This is a genomic window from Bradyrhizobium sp. Mp27 (genome assembly GCF_029953005.1).
GTDB lineage: Bacteria > Pseudomonadota > Alphaproteobacteria > Rhizobiales > Xanthobacteraceae > Bradyrhizobium > Bradyrhizobium barranii.
Genome location: NZ_JASAUS010000027.1, coordinates 17,676 through 39,928, shown reverse-complemented (window position 1 = coordinate 39,928; position 22,253 = coordinate 17,676). Strand labels below are relative to the sequence as shown.

The following is a 22,253-nucleotide window of genomic DNA, read 5'->3' as shown; positions in this document are numbered from 1 at the left end:
GGGTCTCAGCCATGACGACGCGCCTGCCTCTGCCGCCATCGCTCTATGCCGACACCGCCGTCGCGCCGGTTGCCACGCCGCCGCTCGATGTCGACAAGACCGTCTCCGTTGCGATCGTCGGCGGCGGCTACACTGGCCTGTCCACGGCTTTGCATCTGGCGGAGCAAGGTGTCGAGGCCCTGGTGCTCGAGGCGCAGGAGCCGGGCTGGGGCGCGTCGGGTAACAATGGCGGCCACACCAATCCCGGCCTGAAGCATGACCCCGATCAGATCGAGGCCGATTTCGGCGCAGAGCTCGGCCGCCGCATGATCGACTTCTCCTACGGCACGACCAATTTCACGCACGACCTGATCCGCCGTTACCAGATCCCCTGCGAAGCGCGGCAGAATGGCACGCTCCGCGCGGCCTACAATGAGGCCAGCGCTGCCGCGATCGAGAAGACGGCGCAGCAATGCATCCGCCGCGGCATGCCGGTGCAATATCTGAACCGCGAGCAGTTGCGCGAGATGACCGGCACGGAGCGCTACATCGGCGCGATGCTGGACACGCGCGGCGGCGATCTGCATCCGCTCAGCTACGCCCGCGGCCTTGCGCGCGCCGCGATCTCCGCGGGCGCCAAGGTCCATGGCGAAACGCCGGCGCTGTCGCTCCATCGCGACGGCGCGCGCTGGCGCATCGAGACGCCGCGCGCGGTGGTGCATGCCGACAAGGTCCTGCTCGCCACCAACGGCTTCACCGACGATCTCTGGCCGGCGCTCCGCCGCACCATCGTGCCGGTATTCTCCTCGATCGCGGCCACCGCGCCGCTCTCCGACGCGTTCGCCCGCTCGATCATGCCGACACGGCCGGTGCTCTACGAGAGCGGTCATATCACGGTCTATTATCGCATCGATCAAAACAACCGCCTGCTGATGGGCGGCCGCGGCCCGATGCGCTGGATCAAATCGCCCAACGATGTCGCCTATCTCATGCGCTATGCCGAGCGGCTATGGCCGCAGCTCAAGGGCGCCGCCTGGACCCATGGCTGGAACAGCCGGCTCGCCATCACCAAGGATCATTATCCCCATGTGCACGAGCCGGTGGAGAGCGTCCTGATCTCGCTCGGCTGCAACGGCCGCGGCGTCGCGCTCTCGACCGCGATGGGCGCGCAGCTCGCGCGCCGGCTGATCGGCGGTGCCAAGGCCGAGATCGACATGCCCGTCACAGGCATCAAGCCGATCCCGATGCACGCATTCTGGCCCTTGGGGGTTACGACTGCTGTGATCGCGGGCCGGGTGCGGGACCGGCTGGGCGTTTGAAGAAGGAGGCGCCGCCCCGTCGGGAGCGACGCCTTGCATGACTTGCAGATAGGGCTCAGCAGCGGCCCTGTTTCCACAGGCCGGGCGGGCAGCCCCTGCCGCGCCAGCCGACCTTGCGCCCGTGGTGCCATCCGGGAGGAGTGGCATGGCGGTGTCCATGGTATCCGCCATGATGGCCGTGACCATGGCCATGGCCATGGCCATGGCCATGGCCGTGACCATGTCCGTGGCCGCCCTTGGCGAATGCGGCGTTTGGCATGGTAAAGCCGGCCGCGATGATCAGTGTTGCGGCGAGCGCAAGTTTCTTCATCCGAAATCTCTCCTGTTAGGCACGCATCTGGCGTTCGACGAACGAACATCGATCGCGGTGTCGCGTGCAAATGCGGAGGAGTCGTGACGCTCAGGATTCGGCGACAGCGTCGGCCCAGGGTTGGAAGATCTCGACTGCGCCGGAATTCGTATCGCCCTCGCGCATCACCACGCTGGGGCAGGCGAACTTCTGCGGCAGGGCCTGCACTTGCGTCTCTTCATAATCGAAGCGTGCGGCAAGTGTCTTGCGCACGTCCGCCGGCAGTCTGATATCGCCGATCACGACCGCGCCTTCGCTGGCGTCGATGCGCGGCTGGTGGATGGCGGCATCGAGGTCCATGCCGAAATCCATCGCAAAGGACACGAGCTGCATCACCGACGGCAGGATGCGGCGGCCGCCGGAGGCGCCGACCGCGAGACGCTTGCCGTCTTTCGTTTCGGCGATGACGGGCGTGTAGTTGCAGAGGCAGCGCTTCCCAGGAGCGAGCGAGTTGGTGGTGCCCGGCGTCGGATCGAACCACATGATGCCGTTGTTCATGGCGATGCCGGTGTGCGGCGTCACGTATTTCGAGCCGAAGGACGAGAGCAGCGTCTGCGTCACAGCGGCGATGTTGCCGTGGCGGTCGACCACGGAGAAATGCGTGGTGCAGGCGGGCGCCAGATATTCGGCGCCGAGCGAGCGCTTGCCGTCGGCATCGCCCATGTCCTTGAGCCGCTCGCGGAAGGCTGCTTGCAAGGCGAGCGCATATTCGCTGTAGGTGGTCGCGTCGGGTACGCTTCCCGGCTTCAGGCCTTGCTGCAACAGCCGCAGCGCATGCGCCATTGTCGGTCCGGCCGTGAGCTCCGGCGTTGCATACACCTTGCCGTCGCGATAGGGGATCGCCAGCGGCTCGCGCAGATGGGCGCGAAACGCGGCGAGATCCTCCACCGACAGCGAGCCGCCGTCGGCCTTGATGTCGGATGCGATGCTTTTGGCGAGATCGCCCTGGTAGAAATCGCGCGGACCGGCGGCAGCGAGGTGCGACAACGTTGCCTTCAACGTGGCCAGCGGCAGCCGCGTTTCGGACTTGATGCCCCACGGCGCGCTCGGCGGCAGGCCATCCTTCAGGAAGGCGGCCGCGCTCGCGGGATAGCGCCTGAGATCGGCTGCCGATGCCGCGATCGTCAGCGTGGTCCACCAATCGACCAGCAGGCCTTCCCCGGCGAGCGCGGCGGCCGGCGCGACCAGATCCTTCCACGGCATCTTGGCGTAGCGGCGATGCGCCTCCTCCATGCCGGCGACGACGCCGGGCACGGCGACCGAGCCGGGGCCGTGAATGTTGCGATCGTCCTTCACCCGCGGCCACGGAAACAGATCGGAGGCCGCGCCTTCGCCGCTGAGCGGGTAGTCGGTGGTGCGCAGGCTCTGCGGCGCGCACATGCCGTAGTCGATCACCTCGGTGCGATTTTCCTTGGCGCGGTAGAGCACCATGGCGCCGCCGCCGCCGATGCCGCTGTTCCAGGGCTCCAGCACGTTCAGCGCGAAGGTGGTCGCGACGATCGCGTCCACGCAGTCGCCCCCTGCCGCCAGCACCTGCGCCCCCACTTCGGCCGCGCGCCGCGATTGCGAGGCGACGATGCCGCCCTTGGATGTGACGGCGGGCTTGCGGACGGCTTGGGCGAGGCTGAACTGATGAGGCATGATGTCGTCTTATCTCTGGATTCGGCTGTTCTGGCTTCGTTGCGCTGACGCGGAAGCTGCAGCATTGGCGGGGTGCGCGAAGGATGGCACATTGCCGCCAACGAGAAAATCCAAAGGGAGACGCGACATGGCTGGTGTGAAACAGGCGCGGGATGGCGCGGTTGGGATCTTGACGCTCGACGAGCCGGCAAGCCTGAACGCGATGACGCCGGACCTGCTCGGCGCGCTCGCTGCCGCCGTCGCCGAGATGACTGGGGATGAGGGCATTCGCGCACTGATCCTCACCGGCGCGGGGCGCGGATTTTGCTCAGGACAGAATTTGAAGGCGTCGGAAGCGCTGGGCGAGGACATCGCCGCCGGCGTGATGCGCTTCTACTGGCCCGCGTTCAAGGCGTTGCGCGAATGCCGCGTGCCTGTCGTGGTCGCCGTCAACGGCGTCGCGGCCGGCGGCGGCTTCAGTCTCGCGATGGCCGGCGACATGATTGTTGCGGCGCGGTCGGCGAGCTTCATCCAGGTGTTCAGCCGCATCGCCCTGGTGCCTGATCTCGGTTCGACCTGGCTGCTGCCGCGGCTGGTCGGCCGGCAGCGCGCGCTGGAGCTGATGTTGCTGAACGAGCCCCTGACGGCCGAACGCGCGCAGGAGATCGGCCTGGTGCGTCAGGTCGTCGACGATGCGAAGCTGATGGACGAGGCGCTGGCCCTGGCGCGCCGTCTGGCGGACGGCCCGACGCGCGCTTTGGTCGCAACGCGTGCGCTTGTCGAGGAGAGCGAGCATGCGGCTTACGAGGCGCAGTTCCGCCGCGAGATCGAGGTTCAGGCCACGATCCGCAAGAGCGCCGACGCCATCGAAGGCCGCACCGCCTTCGTCGAGAAGCGCAAGGCGAAGTTTACGGGCAAGTGAGGAAGGAACCGCTTTCCCTCGTACTCATCATGCCCGGGCTTGACCCGGGCATCCACGTCTTTGCGTCATCAGAACGTGGATGGCCGGGACAAGCCCGGCCATGACGACGGATAGACAGTGTTCAACAGGAAAGCGGCGAAGCCGCCGCGTTCAAAGCCCGCGATCCAGCCGGCTGGCCTGATATTTGGCGTGCCATTTCGGGCCAGGCCCGCGCATGTAGTGAAGCTCGGGGCGGTAGGGGTTGCCTGCGAGCCGCACCAGCTTCTGCCACTTGGTGGCGACGAAGTTGAGGGGCTGGCAGAGCAGGGTCAGGGAAGCGAACAGCACGGCATCACCTCAATGCGGCTTGCCGAGCATGGCGGTGAAGGGAAGGTCGAAGATCTCCTCGCCGTCGGAGCCGCTGACATGGATCACCCAGTCGCGCCAGTCTTCGGCACCCGGGGTGTAGATCATCGAGTGCATGATCTGGGCCGCACGGTCACGCGCCTCGGTCAGGCTGGCCACCGCGGTGCCGCTGCGATCGATCAGCGTGCCTTCGGTGTTGGAGCAGTGGAAATAGACCTGGACCATATGCGTCTCCTGTCGGGAGCGACTGGGATGGCAAATCGATACCACCCGAGGCCTTCGCGAAACATTCGGGGCGAGCCCGGTAAGGGAATCTACGGAGATTGGTCGCTGCGAAGGCCCGAGCGGGTTTGATCACAGGGGGGTGATGATCAACTGGACGGCGTTCCCGTGGCATGGAACAACTTTGGACCGAAAGTACGGGGGATCGCCGTGAACCAGCTCACATTCTGGCATGAACGCCGAAGCCTGCTTGCGGCGATCGTCGCCGGAGTGCTGTTCGGTCTTGCCCCGGGAGCCTCCTCCGAGCCGGTGAGGAAAAGCGGCTACGCGATCGGCACCGAAACCTGCGGCAGCGGTGATCTCGCCTTTCCCAGAATCCAGATCGACATGAAGGCGGGATTCTGCGCCGGTCTCGTCGCCAGCGAAGAGGATCGCCTGAAATTTCCGCGCTCGATCATCCAGGTGCCGGGTCGTGACTTGTTCGTGGTCGCCGACATGGGGGGCTGGGGCCACACCGATGGACGACTGCTGCTGCTCGATCCCCGCGCGCCCCAGGGGCAGCGGTTCAAGGAGTTGCTGACCGCCATCGAATATCCGTTCGGCCTCGTGATTGGCCCGGACAAGAAGTTGTACGCCTCGACCGCCGAGACGATCTTCCGGTTCGATCCGCTCGCCGACAATCCCCGCAGCACGATCGAGACCATCATCCGGCACATGCCCGGTCGCCGGATCACATTGCCTGACGGCACCAGGCTCGACGAGAGCGCGCATCCGCTCAAGCAGTTCGTCTTTGACAGGAACGGGCGGCTGTTCGTCAATGTCGGCTCGCACAGCGACGACTGCATCACGTCGGCGCCGATCACAAAACCATGCGCGGCGGCCGAGGGCGCGTCCGCGATGGCCTCGATCTGGCTGTTCACACCGCCCGCGGGCGGCACCTTCCCGGCGCTGAGGGCGGCCGATCCGGACCCGCCGCACACCGTCTATGCGCGCGGCCTGCGCAATTCGATGGCGCTGGCGCTGCATCCGAATTTTCCCGATGCCGGCTACGCCTTCCTGCAAGGCGAGAACGGCCGCGATCTGCCCGACATCTTCAAGCCGAACGAGGAGATCAACGCGATCGAGCAGGGCAGGCATTATGGCTGGCCCTATTGCTACGACCTGTCGACGCCGAGCCCCGAATTCAAGCTCGTGCTGCAATCCGGGGTCTACAAGTCGCTCTGCACGGCCAGTGCGCTCTACAAGGCACCGTTCTCGCTGATGCCGCCGCACGGCGCGCCGCTCGCGATGCTCTATTATCACGGCGCGAAATTCCCGGAGCTGGAAGGCAAGCTGCTGGTCGGCCTGCATGGCTATCGTCCGACCGGCAGCCGCGTCCTCGTCTATGACGTCGACGACCATGGCTTCCCGAAGACCGCCCCGGCGCCGGTGCGCTACCACGTCAGTTGCGCGGCCGATCCGACCCACAGCTTTCAGACCGACGCCGGCGACGTCGCCGCCGCGCCATTCGACGAACTGATCGCAGGCTGGCACCGCGTCAACGGCGCGCGGCCGCAGGGCGCGCCCGTCGGCATGACGGTCGCAGAGGACGGCGCAATCTGGCTGGTCGAGGACAAGAACCAGACGGTAATCCGCATCGATCGCGCTGCTGGCGATCCGCCGCCGTTGCCTTGCGACATGCGCAGCCAGGCGCTGATCGATCAGCTTGCCGCCTTCGTCGCAAAAGACGCGCAGAACAGCATCCGGCTCACCACGCTGCGCAAGGGCCTCGTCGAAAAGCACTGCGTCGGCTGCCACTCGGATTTCGGCCTGAAGGCAGGGCAATCGAATGCGGAAAAGGACGCGACAGTGCTACGCTTCATGCTGTCGCAGGACGGCTGGATCTATCCGGGTGATCCAGGCTCCGGCAAGCTGCGCACGCGGCTGCGCGGTATCGGCGCCGAGAAGCTGATGCCGCCGGGCGGCGAAAGCCTGCCCAGGACCGAACCTGGTTACACGCGCCTGCTCGATACCGCGGACCTGTTGGTTGCGAAAATGGTTCCGGGCACGCGGATGCGGATCAAGTCCGGCCCGCCGCAGCGCAAGTTCTTTGGCAAGACCAACAAGGAATGCGGCGAAATACCGGCCGCAAAGGTCGTTGTCGTGACACAAAGGAGCGCTGTAGACAAACTCGGCTTCAGCCGATTCTTCCGGCCTGCCGATCCCTATCTGAACGGCGAGTGCAGCGACGACGATGGCTATTACATCCGGCAGGAATTTCTGGTGCCTGTGCAGTAGCGTCCTTCTCGTCATCGCGGCATCGCCGGCCCATGCTGAAACAAAGCTGTTCGAAAGCGTGCAGGTGACGCCGCCGGGCGAATACACCTTCGGCATAGAAGGGCCGGCCGCCGATCTCGACGGCAATCTCTTCGTGGTCAACTTTGGCAAGCCCGGCACCATCGGCAAGCTGCCGGCGGGCGGCGCGGCTTCGGAGCAATTCACGGCACTGCCCGCGGGCAGCGTCGGCAATGCCATCCGCTTTGCGCGTGACGGCACCATGTTCATTGCCGACTACAAGAAGCACAACATCTTCGCGATCGCGAAGGGCACGCGCGAGCCCGTCGTCTGGTTTCATTCCGACGAGATGAACCAACCCAACGACATCACGGTCGCGCGCGACGGCACGATCTATGCGAGCGATCCGAACTGGAAGGGCAGGGAAGGCCACATCTGGCGCATCGCCAAATCCGCGGACGGCACGGTGCAGGGGCAGGTGATGTCGGCGCCGCGCGCGATGGGCACCACCAACGGCATCGACCTCAGCCCTGACGGCAAGACGCTCTATGTCGGGGAATCCAGCAGCGGCGAAATCTGGTCCTACACCGTCCGCGGCAACGAGCTCACCGGCGCAAAACTCGTCAAAGCCTTTCAGCCCGACACCGTCGACGGCCTGCGCACCGACGTCGCCGGCCGTCTCTATGTCGCGCGCATCCTCAAGGGCACCATCGCGCTGATGAAGCCCAATGGTGCAGTCGAGCGCGAGATCGCGCTGAAGGGCAAGGAGCCGACCAATCTCGCCTTCGGCGGCAGCGACGGCAAGACCGTCTTCGTCACCCAGCGTCAGGGCGGCTTCGTCGAGTCCTTCCGCACCGACCAGCAGGGCCGCGAGCACTGCCTCCAGCGCGGGCGCTGCTGAGCGTCACGGGCGGTCTGCCCTTGGCGCAGAGCAGCACCAAAGCGGCGGCATTCTTCTTGCTTGCATCTGGCCGCCGCAGGCATTTAGACATCTGTGGGCACCGTCAACGCGACCACGGAGTGTTTGAGTGAAAGCCGTCCATACCGAACTGCATCGCAGCCACGATCCGCAATTCTTCCTGGTTCGCGGTGTCGTCAAGCGCACCACGGAGCAGCCCGAGCGCGCCGATCGCCTGCTCAAGGGGTTGAAGGACGGCAAGCATCAGCTGGTCGGACCGACGACATTCGGGCAGGGGCCGCGTGCGCGGATTCACAGCCCGGAATATCTGTCGTTCCTCAGCGAAGCCTGGGACGCCTGGACCGCGCTCGGCGATTCCGGCCCGGAGATGATCGGCAACATCCATCCCGTGCGCCATGCCGCGACCTATCCGACCCATATCGTCGGCAAGCTCGGCTGGCACACCGCCGATACCGCGGCGCCGATCGGTCCCGGCACGTGGGCCGCGGCCTGCGCCGCCACCGACGTTGCGGTCACGGCAGCGCAGATGGTGATGGACGGCGAGGATGCGACCTATGCGCTCTGCCGCCCGCCCGGTCATCACGCCTACCGCGACATGGCCGGCGGCTTCTGTTTCCTCAATAACAGCGCGATCGCTGCGGCGCATCTACGACTGAAGCACGAGCGCGTCGTGATCCTGGACGTCGACGTCCATCACGGCAACGGCACGCAAGGTATCTTCTACGCACGCCCTGACGTCTACACGGTGTCGATCCACGCCGACCCCATCGCGTACTATCCTTATGTGTGGGGCTACGCACACGAGCGCGGCGAAGGACCCGGCCTCGGCGCCAATCTCAACATCCCCCTGGCCATCGGCACTGGCGACGACGGCTACATCCAGGCGATGGACGTCGCGCGCAGGGCGATCGAATCCTTTGCCCCCGGCGCCCTCGTCATCGCACTCGGCTTAGATGCCTCCGAGCATGATCCACTGAAGGGCCTCGCCGTCACCACGCCGGGCTTCCGCCGCATCGGCCAGGCGATCGCGAAGCTGGGCCTGCCGACCGTGTTCGTGCAGGAGGGCGGCTATCTCTCGGATATTCTGGGCGCGAATTTGACGTCGGTGCTGGCGGGATTCGAAGAGGCGCGGTGAACTCTTCGCCTCTCCCCACATGCGGCCGGCGATCGTCTGTGAACGTTTACGAGAGGTCGTCATGCCCGGGCTTGTCCCGGGCATCCACGTTCTTCGTGCCGTGTGATAAGGCGTGGATGGCCGGGACAAGCCCGGCCATGACGTCGTGGAAGTTTCAGCGCTCTCGCGGACAGATGCATCTCAATCCTTGAAAAGGATCTGCTCCAGCAGATCGATCCGCCTGATCCGGATGGTGCTGCCGTCGATGGCGATGATGCGGCGGTTCTGGAAACGCTTCAGCATCATCGTCACCCATTGCCGGGTCGAGCCGACCATGGCGGCGATCTGGTCATGGGTGATCTTGCGGTTGATGATGATGGTGTCGCCATCGGCCGTGCCGTGCAACTCCGACAGCGTGAGCAGGAACTGCGCCAGCCGCTCGATCACCGAGCGCGTGCCGAGGATCTGCGCCATCGAGGAGTAGCATTTGCCCTTGGCGATGAGACCGTCGATCAGCGCCAGCGCGAAGGCAGGCATGCCGGTCAACAGCTTCTCGAGCGCGGGGCCGGAGAGTGTCGTGATCTCGCAGGCCTCGATGGCAATGCCCGACCACATGTGAATGCCACCGCCGGATATCTCGGGGCCTCCGATGAAATGTCCCGGCGTCCAGTAGGCGAGCGTGATCTCGCGTCCCGACGGCGCGGTGTAATAGACCCGCACCTGTCCGCGGCGGATGATGAAGATGCCGTCGTGGCCATCGCCCTGGCTGAATACCATTTCGCCCTGCGGCACCGTGATGATGCGGCCGGCCGCGTGCACGCGCGCCTGCTCCGGCGCGGACAAGCGGTCGAGGAAATGCGCGCCGGCATTCAGCCCGTCGATGGTCTCGCTCATGAACAGAGCCGAGCTTGCGGGCCTTGCACGTGTGCTGCGGATTCGCCGCGTCTTCTTGTGGTCGGTCCAGTCGAACGGAACGCCCGCGTGAGGCCGGTCGGCGAAAGCGGCAGGCTCGGTCGCGGCAGCTTCCTTGAGTATGGTCATCGCAATCCGTCAGCTCTCCAGGGGCCTGCGAATAGGTAAGTGCGGCGATGGTGCGATGTCCATCTCTTTGCGATCGTTCCAAATCACTTAGCAAAGCTTGATATGTACGGCGATTGGCGACGGAATGATTCCTCTGCCGATGGGTCGGTCTTGAGAAAATCCTTTGCGCTGTTGTGCGACGGATTCACGACGCGAGCTGTCTCCTTGGCGATGCAAGTAATTGCTTCAAGCATTGCGCCGCGCCTTCGATAGTGCCGGCTGGCATCGTCGCCGGCATGCGCCCGGCCTCCGAGGACAGTTCGATGATCGATTTCAGCTCTTTGAGAATGAGTGCGGCCATCGTGGCCATCACCGTCGCCATGTTCACTCCGTCGCAGGCGGAGACGATCCGTGTGGCGGTCGGAACGCAGGACACGACGATCAATTGCGCGACCGGCGGACTGCTCATTCGCGAGCTCAAGCTGCTCGAGAAATTTCTGCCCCATGACGGCAAGTACAAGGATGTCACCTACGACATTCAGTGGAAGAATTTTACCAGCGGCGCGCCGCTCACCAACGAGATGGTCGCAGGCAAGCTCGACTTCGGCGCGATGGCTGACTTTCCGGGTTCGCTGAACGGCGTGGCGTTCCAGAAGGCTGGCCGCCGCAGCCTCTTCATCAGCGTGCTGTCCGGCAGCACCAAGGGCAGTGGCAACGGCATCGTGGTGCCGTCGAACTCGCCGGTGCAATCGCTCGATGAGCTCAAAGGCAAGACCATCTCGGTTCCCTTCGCCTCGACGTCGCACGGCATGCTGCTCCGCGCGATCGAGGCCAAGGGCTGGAATCCCGAGACCGACGTCAACATCATCACGCAGGCGCCGGAGGTTGCGGGGCCGGCCTTGCAGGCCGGCAAGATCGAGGCGCATGCCGACTTCGTTCCGTTCGCCGAACTGTTCCCGTGGCGCGGCTTCGCGCGCAAGATCTTTGACGGCGCGCAGGCCAATGCCCCGACATTCCACGGCGGGCTGGTCGATGCCGATTATGCCGAGAAATATCCCGAGATCGTCGTCGCTTATCTGCGCGCAGCACTGGAAGCGGATCGCCTGATCGCGGAAGAGCCGGAGAAGTACAGCGAGCTGATCGCGAAGGTGACCGGCATCGAGGCGGAGGTCGACTATCTCTTCCACGGCCCGCTCGGACTTCAGACCCGCGACGTCACCTGGAAGCCGGAGTACCGCCAGGCGGTCGCAACCTCGATCAAGACGCTGAAGCTGCTCAAGCGCGCGGACAGCGATCTCGATATCAACCAGTTCGTCACCGACAAGTTCATCCGCGTTGCGACCGCGCAGGCGGGGCGGGACTATGACGCCGAGTTGAAGAACTACGCGCAGCTTCCGCTGAAAGCCAAGGATGCGGCGACGGGTGACCAGATCAGCGACTTCAGCCGCGTCGCGCAGATCTGGGTCAAGGATGAAGCTCATGTACGCCACTATGCCTCGCCCGAGAACGCGCTGAAGGCGCTCGCGGGCCTCGAGAAGGATGGCAAGACCATCCGCGTCGTCTACGCGCAGGATCGCGAAAGCGGCATCAAGCTGTTCGCAAACCAGGCCTGGTTCGTGCGATCCTCCAAGGGCGAGTTGAGCGCGTTCCTGCTCAAGCAGGCGGCCGAGGGCTGGTCGAAGAAGAACGGTGGCGCAGTGCTCGACTTCGCGGCCGCGCGCGAGTCCCTCGTCGCGAGCCGGTGAGGCGATGGCCACCATTATCAAGGCGCGGCCTGCGAGCATCCGCTGGATGGTCCGCGGCCTTTCGATCATGGCCTGCATTGCCCTGTGGCAGGTCGCTTCGACAACGCATCTCAATCTGGGGATCGTGACCTTCCGCAACGTGCCGCCGCCGGTCGAGGTCGTTCAATCCGCGCTCGCCCTGTTTCGTTCGCCGAAATTGACGGCACATATCACCAGTAGCCTCTGGCGCGTGTTCGCGGGCTACGGGGCGGCGGTGGTGATCGGCGTGATCCTTGGTTTTGCCATCGGCCGGTCACGCGCCGCGAACGATCTTCTGCTGCCGCCGCTGGAATTGCTGCGGCCGATTCCGGCGGTGGCGTGGATACCGCTGTCGATCCTGATCTTTCCGTCGTCCGAACTCTCGATGATCTACATCACCTTCATCGGTGCCTTGTTTCCGATCGTGCTGAACACCGTCCACGGTGTCGCGAATGTCGACCGCCGGCTGGTTGCCTCCGCCCGCAGCCTCGGCGCGGGGGAGTTGGCGATCCTGAGGGAGGTCGTGCTGCCGGACGCCGCGCCCAGCATCGTCACGGGGCTTGCAATCGGCATGGGCACCTCGTGGTTCTGCCTCGTCACCGCGGAGATGATCTCGGGCCAGTTCGGCATCGGCTATTACACTTGGGAAGCCTACACGCTCCAGAACTACGCCGACATCATCGTCGGCATGCTGATCATCGGCTTGCTGGGCATGGGATCGAGCTGGCTGCTGACGACGGCCGGGCGGCTTCTGATGCCCTGGCGTAGCCCGAAGGTGGTGCGATGAACATTCGGGTCGCGGATATCGGCACGAAGAGCGTCGGTCGGATCGATTTCGCCGATGTCTCGATTTCGCTCGGATCGGGCGGCGACGCATTTGAAGCGGCGAGCGGTCTCGATGTCGCGATTGCGCCGGGCGAGCTCATCTGCATCCTCGGTCCCTCTGGCTGCGGCAAATCCACGCTGCTCGGCGCGCTGGCCGGGCATTTGCCGATCACGGCCGGCCGTCTCACGGTCGACGGCCAGCAGGTCCAGAGCCCGAGCCCGGACCGGGGTATGGTGTTTCAGCAGCACACGCTGTTTCCCTGGAAGCGGGTGCGTGACAATGTCGCCTTCGGCCCGAAGATGCGGGGCCTCGCGAGGAGGGAGCGCGACCGCGCCGCCGACGCGATCCTGAAGCTGGTCGGTCTTTCCGGCTTCGAGGCGTTCTATCCGGCGCAATTGTCGGGCGGTATGCAGCAGCGCGTGGAAATCGCGCGGGTCCTGATCAACCAGCCGCGGGTGCTGCTGATGGACGAGCCCTTCAGCGCGCTCGACGCGCAGACGCGCGGCATGATGCAGGAGGTCCTGCTCGACATCTGGAGCAAGATCCCGACCACCACGGTCTTCGTCACCCACGACATCGACGAGGCATTGTTCCTCGCGGATCGCATCGTCGTGATGAGCGCAAGACCCGGCCGGGTGATCGAGGATGTCGTGCTGCCTTTCGCGCGGCCACGCAGCCACGATCTCGTGACCGAACCCGAGTTCGTGCGCCTGAAGCGCCATGTCATGCAGCTCTTGCGGCGGCCGGAGGGCAGCGAGCCATTGGCGCGGCTCAGTCCGCTCGGCGTGCCGTCCTAGAACATCCCGCTCGCCGCGAGCGCCTTGCAGACGTGCTGCATCTCGGCCTCGTCGGCGACCATGTCGAGCATGATCGTGGTCAGGCCCTTCGCCGCAAAATCCCTCAGCTTTGCGCCGATCTCGGCGTAGCTGCCGACGAGATAGGGGCAGTCGGCCTGGAAGGTGAGGTACGGCAGCAGCCAGTAGCCATTGTCCGCGAGCTCGCCGCTCTGGCCGTCATAGAGCCGCCGCTTCCACACTGAATCGCTGTTCTCCACGGTGAGCGCGAGCAGCTCGCGATCATCGGGATTGTCGCGGAAGCGTGCCTTCGCGGCTTGCCGTGCCTCGTCGCGTCCCTCGCGGGCGAAGATGCCAAAGTTCATTCCGGGCGCATCGAGGCCGCGATCGAGATCGGGCGGCAGCATCTGCATCTTGATGCAACCGGTCTCCTTCGCCACGCGCTGTGCAGCCTCCGACTGGCCCGCGACCAGGAATTCCGGCATCAGCTCCGCCGGCAGGCGCGGGCGAAGCTGCAGATTGCTCGCGCGGTAGAACCGGCCCTCGACATTCACCGGGCGGGGGCTTTCCAGCAATTGGCGCATCAGCGCGACGAATTCGCCGAGCCTGATGTAGCGGTCGGCATGCGACTGCTCGTCGCCCAGCCCCTGCAGGTCGCTGACCGCGGTCCCCGTGATCATGTTGAGATAGACCTTGCGGGCGTGGAGCTGCGCAAAGGACGAGACGAATTTTGCCGCGGTGAACGGGTGCATGTAGACCGGATTGACCGCGATCAGCGGCGAGCTTCGCGTGGTCTCACCCATGATGTGCTGGGCCATCGCCCAGGGCTCGACGAACACGTCGTTGCCTTCGAACAGCAGGATGCCTTCGAAGCCGTTGCGGTCGGCGAACTGTGCCACCCGCATCAGCTCGCCGACATATTTCTTGGGATCGCGGTTGCGCGAGATCGCGGGAAAGACGCGCAGCCGCGGGGGCGTCATTCAGCCGCTTCCTGGAACGGCCAGGAATTGCGGGTGATGGGAAGGCCGCCGTTCGCGCGGGAGCCGTCGGCGATCGCGAGGCGATGCGAGGGCGACGGCGAGCACAGCGAGAAGCGCCATGCATGCGGATCGTCGACGATATCGGGCTTGAAGCTGATCTCGATGGCCTCGCGGGACACCTGCATCGCGAAAGCGTCGAGCGGCAGATTGAGCCCAAAACCCCTTGCCTTCAGATAGGCCTCCTTGAGCGTCCAATAGTCGAAAAAGCGCTCGATCGCGGCGGGCTCCGGCAGTCCGCGCAACGTTTCGACCTCCTCCGGCGCAAAGAAGCGAAGCGCGGTGGACAGTGGCGCGACACGCCGTGACACGGTTTCGACGTCGACGCCGACGGTCTCATGCCGGGACACAACGCAGGCAACGCAGCCATCGGCATGGGAAAGGCTGAAATGCAGCGCGGTCGAGGTTGCGGGCGCCGCGACAAACGGCCGCCCGTAGCGACCGGCCCCGAAGGACCAATCGGTGGGTGCGACGTTCGGCGCGGCCTGCGACAGCGCCAGGCGCAGCATCGCGTGCGCGAAGATATACTGCCGCCGATGCCGCTCGAACATGAAGCGATCGGCGCGGATCCGTTCGTCGACCGAGAGCAGGCGTCGGCACGCATCGACTGCGCCCGGGGCGTCAATGGTCTCGATCAGTCCGACAAACAGTTCAATTCTGTCGTCTGCCATCAATAAGGCCCATGGCGTCAGGCGGAGGCCAAGTCTCCGGCCCTGACGGAAGAATCAACTGAGCGGACCGCTTCTAACGGTCCACCCGGGCAATTTCTTGTCGATTTGCAGGCCGGTTTACAGGCGCAAGCTTGTGCGAGACCCCAACTCGACGAGCGAGCGGCCCATATCCGGAAAATGAAGCCTGAGGATTCGTGCGGCGTCCCGGCCGACGGTCCTTACTTCTTCTTCTTCTTCTTCTTGGCTTTCTTCGCTCCGCCCAGCATCGAAAGGCTGGCGTCGACATCCTTGAGCGCGGACTGGAGCTTCTTCTTCTCGGCGCCCAGCAGCTTTTGCAGGGCCTTGCGGTCCTTGTCGCTCAACGAGGTACCCTTGGTAAATTTGATGAAACCCATAACATACTCCCCCGGTTGAAAATAATCGTCCAAATCAAATCGAGAGAATAATCTTGCGCGCTGGCGCCAAATAATCAAGATGCAACTTGGTCATGCACAGCTTTGGCGAGTGAACCCGTATTCTCCCGTCCCGTACAGCCGGTCATGCCGCCCTGCGAGCAAGTAATCGGCCGAGCGGCGTGTTTGGGTGGGCGACGGCCGCATCCAGCAGCGCGACGAGATTCGCCATCCACTCACCGACCCTGCGGCCATCGAGCAGCTCGCCCTTGTAATTGCATGAGCCGGTGATTCCGGTAGGGCGTTCCTTGAGCATCAGCGACAGCCAGGTCTGGTCGATCGGCAGCACCGGCTGGCCTTCGCGCGCGACGTTGCCGATCGATTCGATCGCGACGTCAGCCAGATCGAGCGGCTGGCGCAGTGGATTTTGCAGGGTGAAATAGACCTGGAGCAGTGAGGCCGGATCGATCCCCTCCTGCTCCAGATGGTCGGCCAGGATGTTGAACGGCAGCTCCTGGCGCGCATGGGCGTCGAGCACGCTCTTGCGCACCCGGGCCAGGGCTTGCGCGAACGACAGCTCCGGCGTGATTCGGGTACGGACGATCACCGTGTTCTCGAACGGACCGACGACCCGGTCGGTATCCGGCTGGGCGCGATTGGCCATGGCGGTGGCGACCGAAATGTCGTTGCGGCCGGTCTGCGCCAGCAGCAGGGCTTTCAGGCCGGTGAGAAGGCACATGAACAGCGTGCTGTTATGCCGGCCGGCGAACGCCGTGAGCCGGCCGATCAGCTCGCGCTCGAGGCTGACGGGGTAATGCCCGGTGGACGCGCCGGGGCTTGCTTCACCGTCGAAGACGGGGGCCGCGCCGCGCAGATTCTCCGTCCAGTCGGCGGCCTGGCGGCGGGCGGCGTCGGTGCCGCACCACCAGCGCTGCCAGCGGGCGACGTCCGAAAAGGCGAGCGGCAGTTTCGGCAGCGGCACGGACGGACGCCCGGCCAGCGCCGCATAGCGGTTGGACAGCTCCTCGAACAGCACGCCGATCGACCAGCCGTCGGCAATGGCATGATGCAGCGTCAGCAGCAGCACATGATCGTCGGCATGGAGCCGCAACAGCCGCGCCCGCAACAGCGGCGGCCGCGCGGTGTCGAACGGGGCGTAGGTCTCCTGCTCGATCAGGAGATCGATCTTCCTGAGTTCGAGGGCTTTGCGGCGCTTGTTGTCGTGGGGGTGTCCGTCGCCGATGACCTCGATCGTGAGGGCCGGTCCGAGCTCGCCGGGTGTAGCGATGCGACTGACGGGCTCTTCGCCGCTCCGGCCGAATCCGGTCCGCAGCGATTCGTGGCGCCGCACGATGTCGCCGAACGCCTGCGCGAGGGTGGTCGGATCGAGTGGGCCCTGGAGGCGGAAGGCAAAGGGCAGGTTGAACAGCGGCAAGCCCGGCAGGTTCTGCTCGATCCGCATCATCTGGTCCTGTGCGATCGAGAGCGTTGGGAGCCCGCTTTCAGCAGGCCGCAGCATGCCTGTCGCCGGCTTGCGCGGCTTTGCTGCCACGGCCTCGTCAACCCGCCGGGCGAGCTCTTCGATCGTCGGAGCCTCGAAGATGGTCTTGATCGGCAGCGACACCCCGAGCGCACGGGCGACGCGCGCCATCGCCTGGCCCGCCAGCAGCGAATGGCCGCCGAGATCGAAGAAATTATCGGTCACGCCGAGGCTCTCGACCTTCAGCAGGTCGACCCAGATGTCCGCGAGCACTTTTTCGGTGAAGTGCCGCGCCGGCACAGCGGCGTCCGGTCCGGAGACCTCCTGCTGCGCGGGCGCCCGCAGCGCCGACCGGTCGATCTTGCCATGGGCATTGAGCGGCATCTGGTCCAGGAACAGGAATGCGGACGGGATGGCATGGCCGGGCAGCCGGCTCTTCAGGAAGTCGCGCAGTTCGCTGGCGCTGCTCTGGCTGCCGGCCCTTGCGACGATATGGGCGATCAGCCTGACATCGCCGCTCGCCTCGCGGCGCGGCTCGACGATGCCGGCGCGCACCGCGGGATGGTCGGCAAGCGCGTTCTCGATCTCCTTGAGCTCGATACGGTAGCCCCGGACCTTGACCTGATGGTCGGCGCGGCCGAGGCATTCGATGGTGCCGTCGGCGCGGCGGCGTGCGAGGTCGCCGGTCCGGTAAAGCCGCGCGCCTTCCTGGCGCGAGAACGGATCGGGCAGGAAACGCTGCCGGCTCTGCGCGGGATCGTTGATGTAGCCACGGCCGACACCGGCGCCGCCGAAGCAGAGCTCGCCGGTCACGCCGACCGGCAGCGGCTGGAGGTTTTGATCGAGCACATGGAGCTGGGTGTTGGGCAGCGGCGCGCCGACCGGGACGTTGCTCGTCGCCGCCGCCGGCGCTTTGGTCAGGCGATGCAGCGAGACGTCGTCGGAACATTCCGACGCGCCATAGGCGTTGATCAGCGGCACCTTCGGGCAGCGCGCGAACCAGGCGCGGCAGAGATCGACGGGCAGCGGCTCGCCGGTCGAGATCAGGAGGCGCAATCCCGCAAAGGCGCGCTGGACCTGCGCGTCGTCCATGCGGTCGAGGATCACCCGCATTAGCGACGGGACGATCTCGAGCACGCTGATGCCTTCACGCTCGATCTCCCGCGCGAGCAGGATCGGGTCCTGCACGATTGCATTGGCGCAGACATGGACGCGCGCGCCGACCATGGGACCGGCAAGGAACTGCCAGACCGAGATGACAAAGCTCTGCGGCGCAGTCTGGGCGATCACGTCCCTGGCCGTAAGGCCAAGCTCGGAAATGAGCGACGCCAGATGGTTCGACAGCCCGCGCTGCTCGATCATGACGCCCTTCGGCGCGCCGGAGGAGCCGGATGTGTAGATGAGATAGGCGAGGCTCGCAGCCGCGCGCCGCGCGGCGCGCGCCGGCTTGGTCGATCCGGGTGCGATCGCGTCCTCGAGCTCGGCGACATGGATGCGCTCGACCAGCGGTTCGAGCAGCGCCTCGACCATGGCCGACTGGGCGCGCCCGGTCAGCAGCATGCGGGCGCAGCTCGATCCGAGGATGGTCGCAAGCCGCGCCGGCGGCTGGTCGGGATCGAGATTGAGGAAGGCTGCACCCACGCGCTGCGCGGCGATCATCGCGGCGAGCAGGTCGGGCCCGCGATCCGCAAGCAAGGCGACAACGCTCTCGGCGCCAACACCTTCGCGCGCGAGCCAGCGCGCGCCGGCCTGGCTACGGCGCGCCAGCTCGCGATAAGTCAGGGAGGTGCGGCCATCGGAGACCGCGATCGCGTTCGGTGTCTTCTTCGCCTGGCGCTCGAGGCGTTCGCAAAGATTGCCGCGCGTGGTGAAATTGGCCACCACTCCCTGGCCTTTCGCCAGCAACTGCCGGCGTTCGGCCTCCGTCAGGAGCGGCAGGCGCGAGATGCGCTGCTCCGGATTGGCGATCACGGCCTTGAGCAGGGTCTTGAACTGAGCGGCCATGCCTTCGATGGTCGCCGCGTCGAACAGGTCCGTGGCGTATTCGAAGAAGCCGGTGAAGCGGCCGTCGGCCTCGACCAGTTCGAGCGTGATGTCGAAACGCGCGACCTTCGGGTCGACCTCCAGCCGCCGCGTCGACAGGCCGGGAAAACGTGCCGCCTCGATCGAGGCGTTCTGGAGGATGAACATGATCCGGAACAGCGGATTGCCGTCGCTCCGGCGCGCGATCTGCAGCGCGCGCAGCACTTCCTCGATCGGGAGGTCCTGGTTGCGGTAGGCATCCAGTGTGACCTGCCGCACCCGCCGCAACATTTCGCCAAAACCCGGATCGCCGCCGAAATCGTTGCGTAGGATCAGGGTGTTGGCGAACAGCCCGATCAGTCGCTCGCTCTCGATCTGGTTGCGGTTGGCGATCAGCGATCCCGTCGCGACATCCTCGTGTCCGGTGTGGCGGAACAACAGGCACTGGAAAGCCGCGAGCAGCGTCATGAAAGGCGTGACGCCCTGGTCCTGGCTCAGGGCTCTCAAATCCGCCGACATTGCCTTGGAGAATTCGAGATAGTGACGGGCGCCGTGACCGCTCCAGACCTCCAGCCGTGGCCGGTCGGTCCGCAGCGGCAGCGTGGTGACACCGTCGAGCTGGATCCGCCAGTAATCGAGCTGCTCCTTCGCCGCCGGCGTCTGAGCCCAGCTCTGCTGCCATAGCGCAAAGTCACGATACTGGAAGGCGGGCGAGGGCAATGTCACCGCGCTCATCTTGCGTGCAGCGGAATAATGGGCGGCAAGCTCCTCCCAGAACAGCCGCTGCGACCAGCCGTCGGTGACGAGGTGATGGACGTTGACCACCAGCGCGTGGCTGGATTTGTCGAACGACAGCAGGGTGACCTTCAGCGGCGGCTCGCGCGCGAGGTCGAACGGATATTGCGCGAGCTCGAGCGCCTCGCGCCGGATGATTGCGCCCTGCTTGTCCGCGGCGCAGGGCTTGAGCTTGATCCGCTCGAATCGCGGAGGTGATTGCAGCACCCGCTGCGCCGGCTCGCCCTCGCGTTCGATGAAGACCGAGCGCAGCGCCTCGTGGCGCGCGCAGATCGAGGCGAGGCTCGCAGAAAGCGCGGCGACGTCGACCAGGCCCTTGAGAACGGCGACCTCGACGACGTTGTAATTGTAACGGGTCGGATCGAGCCGCGAGAGCACATACATCCGCTGCTGCTGGAACGACAGCGGCGCGTCTGCTGGCGCCGCCTGGCGCCATGCGGGCACCATCGTCTCGCGATGGGTTGTAGCGGTCTCGATCCGGGCCGCAAGCGCCGAGACCGTGGCGCAATCGAAGATGTCCTCGAAGGAGAGGTCGACGTTGAAGCGTTCGCGCAAGCGCGAGCGCATCTGCGTCGCCGCGAGCGAGTCCGCGCCGAGCGCAAAGACATCCTGGTCGATGCCGACCTGCGGCAGCTCCAACAGACCGGCCCAGATCCCCGCGAGCTGGGTCTCCAGCGCGTTGCGCGGCAATTGCGCTTCGACGCCATGCTCCGCGGTTGCGATCAGATCGGCCAGCGCGTTGCGCTTGACCTTGCCGCTTGCGCCCTTCGGCAGTGCGGCCACGCCGCGGATCAGGCTCGGCACCTTGTAGGCCGCAAGACGTTTGCGCGCGAACTGCCGAAGCTGGTCCGGGGTTGCTTCGGAATTCGGGCGCAGCACCACGACGGCGGCGACGTTTTCGCCGAGTTTCTGGTGCGGGACGGCGAACACGCCGGCCTCCAGCACCGCCGGATGGCTCAGCAGGACCTCTTCGACCTCCAGGGGCGAGATCTTCTGCCCGCCGCGGTTGATGACGTCCTTGATGCGGCCGACGATGAAGAGATAGCCGTCGGCGTCGAGATAGCCGAGGTCGCCGGTCCGAAACCAGCCGTTGCGGAGGGCGGCCCGTGTCGCCGCCTCGTCATTATAATAGCCGCGGCTCATGTTCGGCCCGCGCAGCATGATCTCGCCATGCTCGCCGCTCGCAAGCGTGCGGCCCGCCCCGTCCATGATCGCGATCTCCGGGCCCGCAGCACGGCCGACCGATCCGACCTTGCGCAGCTCGAACGGATTGGCGGAGATCTGCGAGGCCGCTTCCGTCATGCCGTAGGTCTCGAGCACGGGAACGCCGAACATCGCCTCCAGCCCGTTCAGGATCGCGGGCGCGAGCGAGGATGAGGCCGAGCGGATCACGCGCAGCGACGACGAGCGGGCGCGGTCCGGGTCGGCCTCGGCCGCCGTCAGCAGCGCGCGATGGATGGTCGGCACCGCCGTGTACCAGGTCGGTCGCAGCTCCCGCATCCAGCCGAAGAAGGACAATGCGTCGAAACCGTTGGTGCAGATCACGCTGGAGCCCGCGGCCAGCGCCGTCAGCAGGCCGGAGATCAGACCATGGGCGTGAAACAGCGGCAGGGCATTGAGCAGGCGGTCGTGGGCTGCGAGCGACAGCACGCGGCCGGCGTTGTATGCGGACAGGCACACATTGCGCTGCGTCAGCGGCACCATTTTCGGCCGCGCCGCCGTGCCCGACGTCAACAGGATGAAGGCGTCATCGTCGCCGCGCGAGGCGCCGCTGGTGTTCGCTGGCCCGACCGCCGGGCCGATAAACGCGCAGCCGCCGAGATTGTCGTCCGGCCCCGGCACGAAATCGATCACCGCGATATCGAGCGCCTTCGCGACATCACGACTCGGTGAGTTCATGTCGGCCCGGGTGACGAGCGCGGTCAGCTTCATTTCGCTGAAATAGCGTTGCAGCTCGTCGGCCGTCAGATCGGGATTGACGGGGACACAGGCGCCGGCTGAGGCGACCGCGATCAGCGCCAGCGCGCTGTCGGCGCCGCGCGGCAGCGCAACGGCGATCCGGTCGGCAGGGGCAATGCCGAGCCCCCGCAGGGTGCGGACCAGTTGCTGGATCAACTCACCCAGCTTGCCGTAGGTGAGGGCCGGCCGGCCCGGCGCGAGGAGAGCCGGCGCCGCCGGCGTCTTGCGCGCATAAAAGTCGAGAAGGCCGCCGATATCGGCAAACGTCCTGGTTTCGGCGCCTGCGCTGTCCGAATCCTCTCCCGCTACGGATGCAATGTGGGACAATGCCATTCCCTTTTGATCTGATTGAGCTATTCTTCCCAAGACTTAAGGAACGCGTCCAGTCTGAGGTGAAGTTCGGGCCCCAAAATCTGTGGTTGAGGGGCCTA

At 65.6% G+C, this 22,253-nt stretch carries 18 protein-coding genes; 9 read left to right on the top strand and 9 right to left on the bottom strand.

Annotated elements, in window-relative coordinates; genetic code table 11:
* Positions 1-11 precede the first annotated feature (11 nt).
* The gene (locus QJT78_RS16615; protein ID WP_028149548.1) at positions 12-1,298 is read left to right on the top strand and encodes an FAD-binding oxidoreductase; all 1,287 of its coding nucleotides are present in this window, start codon (positions 12-14) and stop codon (positions 1,296-1,298) included.
* 145 nt (positions 1,299-1,443) lie between these two features.
* Entirely contained in the window at positions 1,444-1,695 is a 252-nt protein-coding gene (locus QJT78_RS16610; RefSeq protein ID WP_281460265.1) for a hypothetical protein, read from the top strand.
* A 3-nt stretch (positions 1,696-1,698) separates the two neighbouring features.
* Here QJT78_RS16610 and QJT78_RS16605 read toward each other — a convergent pair whose 3' ends face one another.
* Positions 1,699-3,288, bottom strand: a complete 1,590-nt coding sequence (locus QJT78_RS16605) for a gamma-glutamyltransferase (RefSeq protein ID WP_028149549.1) — start codon at positions 3,286-3,288, stop codon at positions 1,699-1,701.
* 127 nt (positions 3,289-3,415) lie between these two features.
* On the opposite strand from QJT78_RS16605, the gene QJT78_RS16600 reads away from it, so the two are divergent.
* Positions 3,416-4,189, top strand: a complete 774-nt coding sequence (locus QJT78_RS16600; RefSeq protein WP_028149550.1) for an enoyl-CoA hydratase-related protein — start codon at positions 3,416-3,418, stop codon at positions 4,187-4,189.
* A 150-nt stretch (positions 4,190-4,339) separates the two neighbouring features.
* Here the strand turns inward: QJT78_RS16600 and QJT78_RS16595 are convergent, their stop codons facing one another.
* A complete protein-coding gene (locus QJT78_RS16595) occupies positions 4,340-4,516 on the bottom strand; it encodes a hypothetical protein (RefSeq protein ID WP_193375921.1) in 177 nt (58 codons plus the stop codon).
* A gap of 9 nt (positions 4,517-4,525) precedes the next feature.
* Positions 4,526-4,759: a hypothetical protein gene (locus tag QJT78_RS16590; protein ID WP_014497658.1), complete on the bottom strand. Its 234-nt coding sequence runs from the start codon at positions 4,757-4,759 to the stop codon at positions 4,526-4,528.
* Positions 4,760-4,966: 207 nt separating this feature from the next.
* Here QJT78_RS16590 and QJT78_RS16585 point away from each other — a divergent pair, with 207 nt between their 5' ends.
* The 3 genes from QJT78_RS16585 to QJT78_RS16575 all read left to right on the top strand — a co-directional run bounded on the left by QJT78_RS16585 (position 4,967) and on the right by QJT78_RS16575 (position 9,084).
* The gene (locus QJT78_RS16585) at positions 4,967-7,033 is read left to right on the top strand and encodes a PQQ-dependent sugar dehydrogenase (RefSeq protein ID WP_038942723.1); all 2,067 of its coding nucleotides are present in this window, start codon (positions 4,967-4,969) and stop codon (positions 7,031-7,033) included.
* Positions 6,990-7,931: an SMP-30/gluconolactonase/LRE family protein gene (locus QJT78_RS16580; protein WP_028149553.1), complete on the top strand. Its 942-nt coding sequence runs from the start codon at positions 6,990-6,992 to the stop codon at positions 7,929-7,931. The genes QJT78_RS16585 and QJT78_RS16580 overlap by 44 nt, the downstream gene beginning before the upstream one ends.
* A 127-nt stretch (positions 7,932-8,058) precedes the next feature.
* Positions 8,059-9,084, top strand: a complete 1,026-nt coding sequence (locus QJT78_RS16575; protein WP_028149554.1) for a histone deacetylase family protein — start codon at positions 8,059-8,061, stop codon at positions 9,082-9,084.
* Positions 9,085-9,264: 180 nt separating this feature from the next.
* Here QJT78_RS16575 and QJT78_RS16570 read toward each other — a convergent pair whose 3' ends face one another.
* Positions 9,265-9,957: a Crp/Fnr family transcriptional regulator gene (locus tag QJT78_RS16570; protein WP_049807527.1), complete on the bottom strand. Its 693-nt coding sequence runs from the start codon at positions 9,955-9,957 to the stop codon at positions 9,265-9,267.
* A gap of 331 nt (positions 9,958-10,288) precedes the next feature.
* The gene (locus QJT78_RS16565; protein ID WP_162136495.1) at positions 10,289-10,465 is read right to left on the bottom strand and encodes a hypothetical protein; all 177 of its coding nucleotides are present in this window, start codon (positions 10,463-10,465) and stop codon (positions 10,289-10,291) included.
* On the opposite strand from QJT78_RS16565, the gene QJT78_RS16560 reads away from it, so the two are divergent.
* The 3 genes from QJT78_RS16560 to QJT78_RS16550 are packed head-to-tail and all read left to right on the top strand — an operon-like array spanning position 10,431 to position 13,469.
* Positions 10,431-11,828 (top strand): ABC transporter substrate-binding protein, encoded by a 1,398-nt coding sequence (locus tag QJT78_RS16560; protein ID WP_085965563.1) that lies wholly within the window; start codon positions 10,431-10,433, stop codon positions 11,826-11,828. The two genes, QJT78_RS16565 and QJT78_RS16560, sit on opposite strands and share 35 nt — an antisense overlap.
* Before the next feature lie 4 nt (positions 11,829-11,832).
* Entirely contained in the window at positions 11,833-12,633 is an 801-nt protein-coding gene (locus QJT78_RS16555) for an ABC transporter permease (protein ID WP_038942722.1), read from the top strand.
* Positions 12,630-13,469 (top strand): ABC transporter ATP-binding protein, encoded by an 840-nt coding sequence (locus QJT78_RS16550; RefSeq protein WP_049807526.1) that lies wholly within the window; start codon positions 12,630-12,632, stop codon positions 13,467-13,469. Before QJT78_RS16555 ends, QJT78_RS16550 begins: the two co-directional genes overlap by 4 nt.
* On the opposite strand, the gene QJT78_RS16545 is transcribed toward QJT78_RS16550, so the two are convergent.
* The 4 genes from QJT78_RS16545 to QJT78_RS16530 all read right to left on the bottom strand — a co-directional run bounded on the left by QJT78_RS16545 (position 13,466) and on the right by QJT78_RS16530 (position 22,155).
* Positions 13,466-14,446 carry an LLM class flavin-dependent oxidoreductase gene (locus QJT78_RS16545; RefSeq protein WP_038942719.1) on the bottom strand — a complete coding sequence of 327 codons (981 nt, stop codon included), beginning with the start codon at positions 14,444-14,446 and terminating at the stop codon, positions 13,466-13,468. The two genes, QJT78_RS16550 and QJT78_RS16545, sit on opposite strands and share 4 nt — an antisense overlap.
* The gene (locus tag QJT78_RS16540) at positions 14,443-15,174 is read right to left on the bottom strand and encodes a 4'-phosphopantetheinyl transferase superfamily protein (protein ID WP_028149560.1); all 732 of its coding nucleotides are present in this window, start codon (positions 15,172-15,174) and stop codon (positions 14,443-14,445) included. The genes QJT78_RS16545 and QJT78_RS16540 overlap by 4 nt, the downstream gene beginning before the upstream one ends.
* Before the next feature lie 218 nt (positions 15,175-15,392).
* A complete protein-coding gene (locus QJT78_RS16535) occupies positions 15,393-15,569 on the bottom strand; it encodes a hypothetical protein (protein WP_166082146.1) in 177 nt (58 codons plus the stop codon).
* 142 nt (positions 15,570-15,711) lie between these two features.
* Positions 15,712-22,155, bottom strand: coding sequence for a non-ribosomal peptide synthetase (locus tag QJT78_RS16530; RefSeq protein WP_038942717.1), 6,444 nt, complete (start codon positions 22,153-22,155; stop codon positions 15,712-15,714).
* Positions 22,156-22,253: the final 98 nt, after the last annotated feature.

Bases quoted from the DNA above. Each gene is read 5' to 3' on its own strand.
- QJT78_RS16610 (WP_281460265.1), top strand. From the start codon at position 1,444: ATGGCGGTGTCCATGGTATCCGCCATGATGGCCGTGACCATGGCCATG.
- QJT78_RS16570 (WP_049807527.1), bottom strand. From the start codon at position 9,957: ATGAGCGAGACCATCGACGGGCTGAATGCCGGCGCGCATTTCCTCGAC.
- QJT78_RS16535 (WP_166082146.1), bottom strand. From the start codon at position 15,569: ATGGGTTTCATCAAATTTACCAAGGGTACCTCGTTGAGCGACAAGGAC.
- QJT78_RS16550 (WP_049807526.1), top strand. From the start codon at position 12,630: ATGAACATTCGGGTCGCGGATATCGGCACGAAGAGCGTCGGTCGGATC.
- QJT78_RS16615 (WP_028149548.1), top strand. From the start codon at position 12: ATGACGACGCGCCTGCCTCTGCCGCCATCGCTCTATGCCGACACCGCC.
- QJT78_RS16545 (WP_038942719.1), bottom strand. From the start codon at position 14,446: ATGACGCCCCCGCGGCTGCGCGTCTTTCCCGCGATCTCGCGCAACCGC.
- QJT78_RS16605 (WP_028149549.1), bottom strand. From the start codon at position 3,288: ATGCCTCATCAGTTCAGCCTCGCCCAAGCCGTCCGCAAGCCCGCCGTC.
- QJT78_RS16530 (WP_038942717.1), bottom strand. From the start codon at position 22,155: ATGGCATTGTCCCACATTGCATCCGTAGCGGGAGAGGATTCGGACAGC.
- QJT78_RS16600 (WP_028149550.1), top strand. From the start codon at position 3,416: ATGGCTGGTGTGAAACAGGCGCGGGATGGCGCGGTTGGGATCTTGACG.
- QJT78_RS16590 (WP_014497658.1), bottom strand. From the start codon at position 4,759: ATGGTCCAGGTCTATTTCCACTGCTCCAACACCGAAGGCACGCTGATC.
- QJT78_RS16555 (WP_038942722.1), top strand. From the start codon at position 11,833: ATGGCCACCATTATCAAGGCGCGGCCTGCGAGCATCCGCTGGATGGTC.
- QJT78_RS16565 (WP_162136495.1), bottom strand. From the start codon at position 10,465: ATGGCGACGGTGATGGCCACGATGGCCGCACTCATTCTCAAAGAGCTG.
- QJT78_RS16540 (WP_028149560.1), bottom strand. From the start codon at position 15,174: ATGGCAGACGACAGAATTGAACTGTTTGTCGGACTGATCGAGACCATT.
- QJT78_RS16560 (WP_085965563.1), top strand. From the start codon at position 10,431: ATGAGTGCGGCCATCGTGGCCATCACCGTCGCCATGTTCACTCCGTCG.
- QJT78_RS16580 (WP_028149553.1), top strand. From the start codon at position 6,990: ATGGCTATTACATCCGGCAGGAATTTCTGGTGCCTGTGCAGTAGCGTC.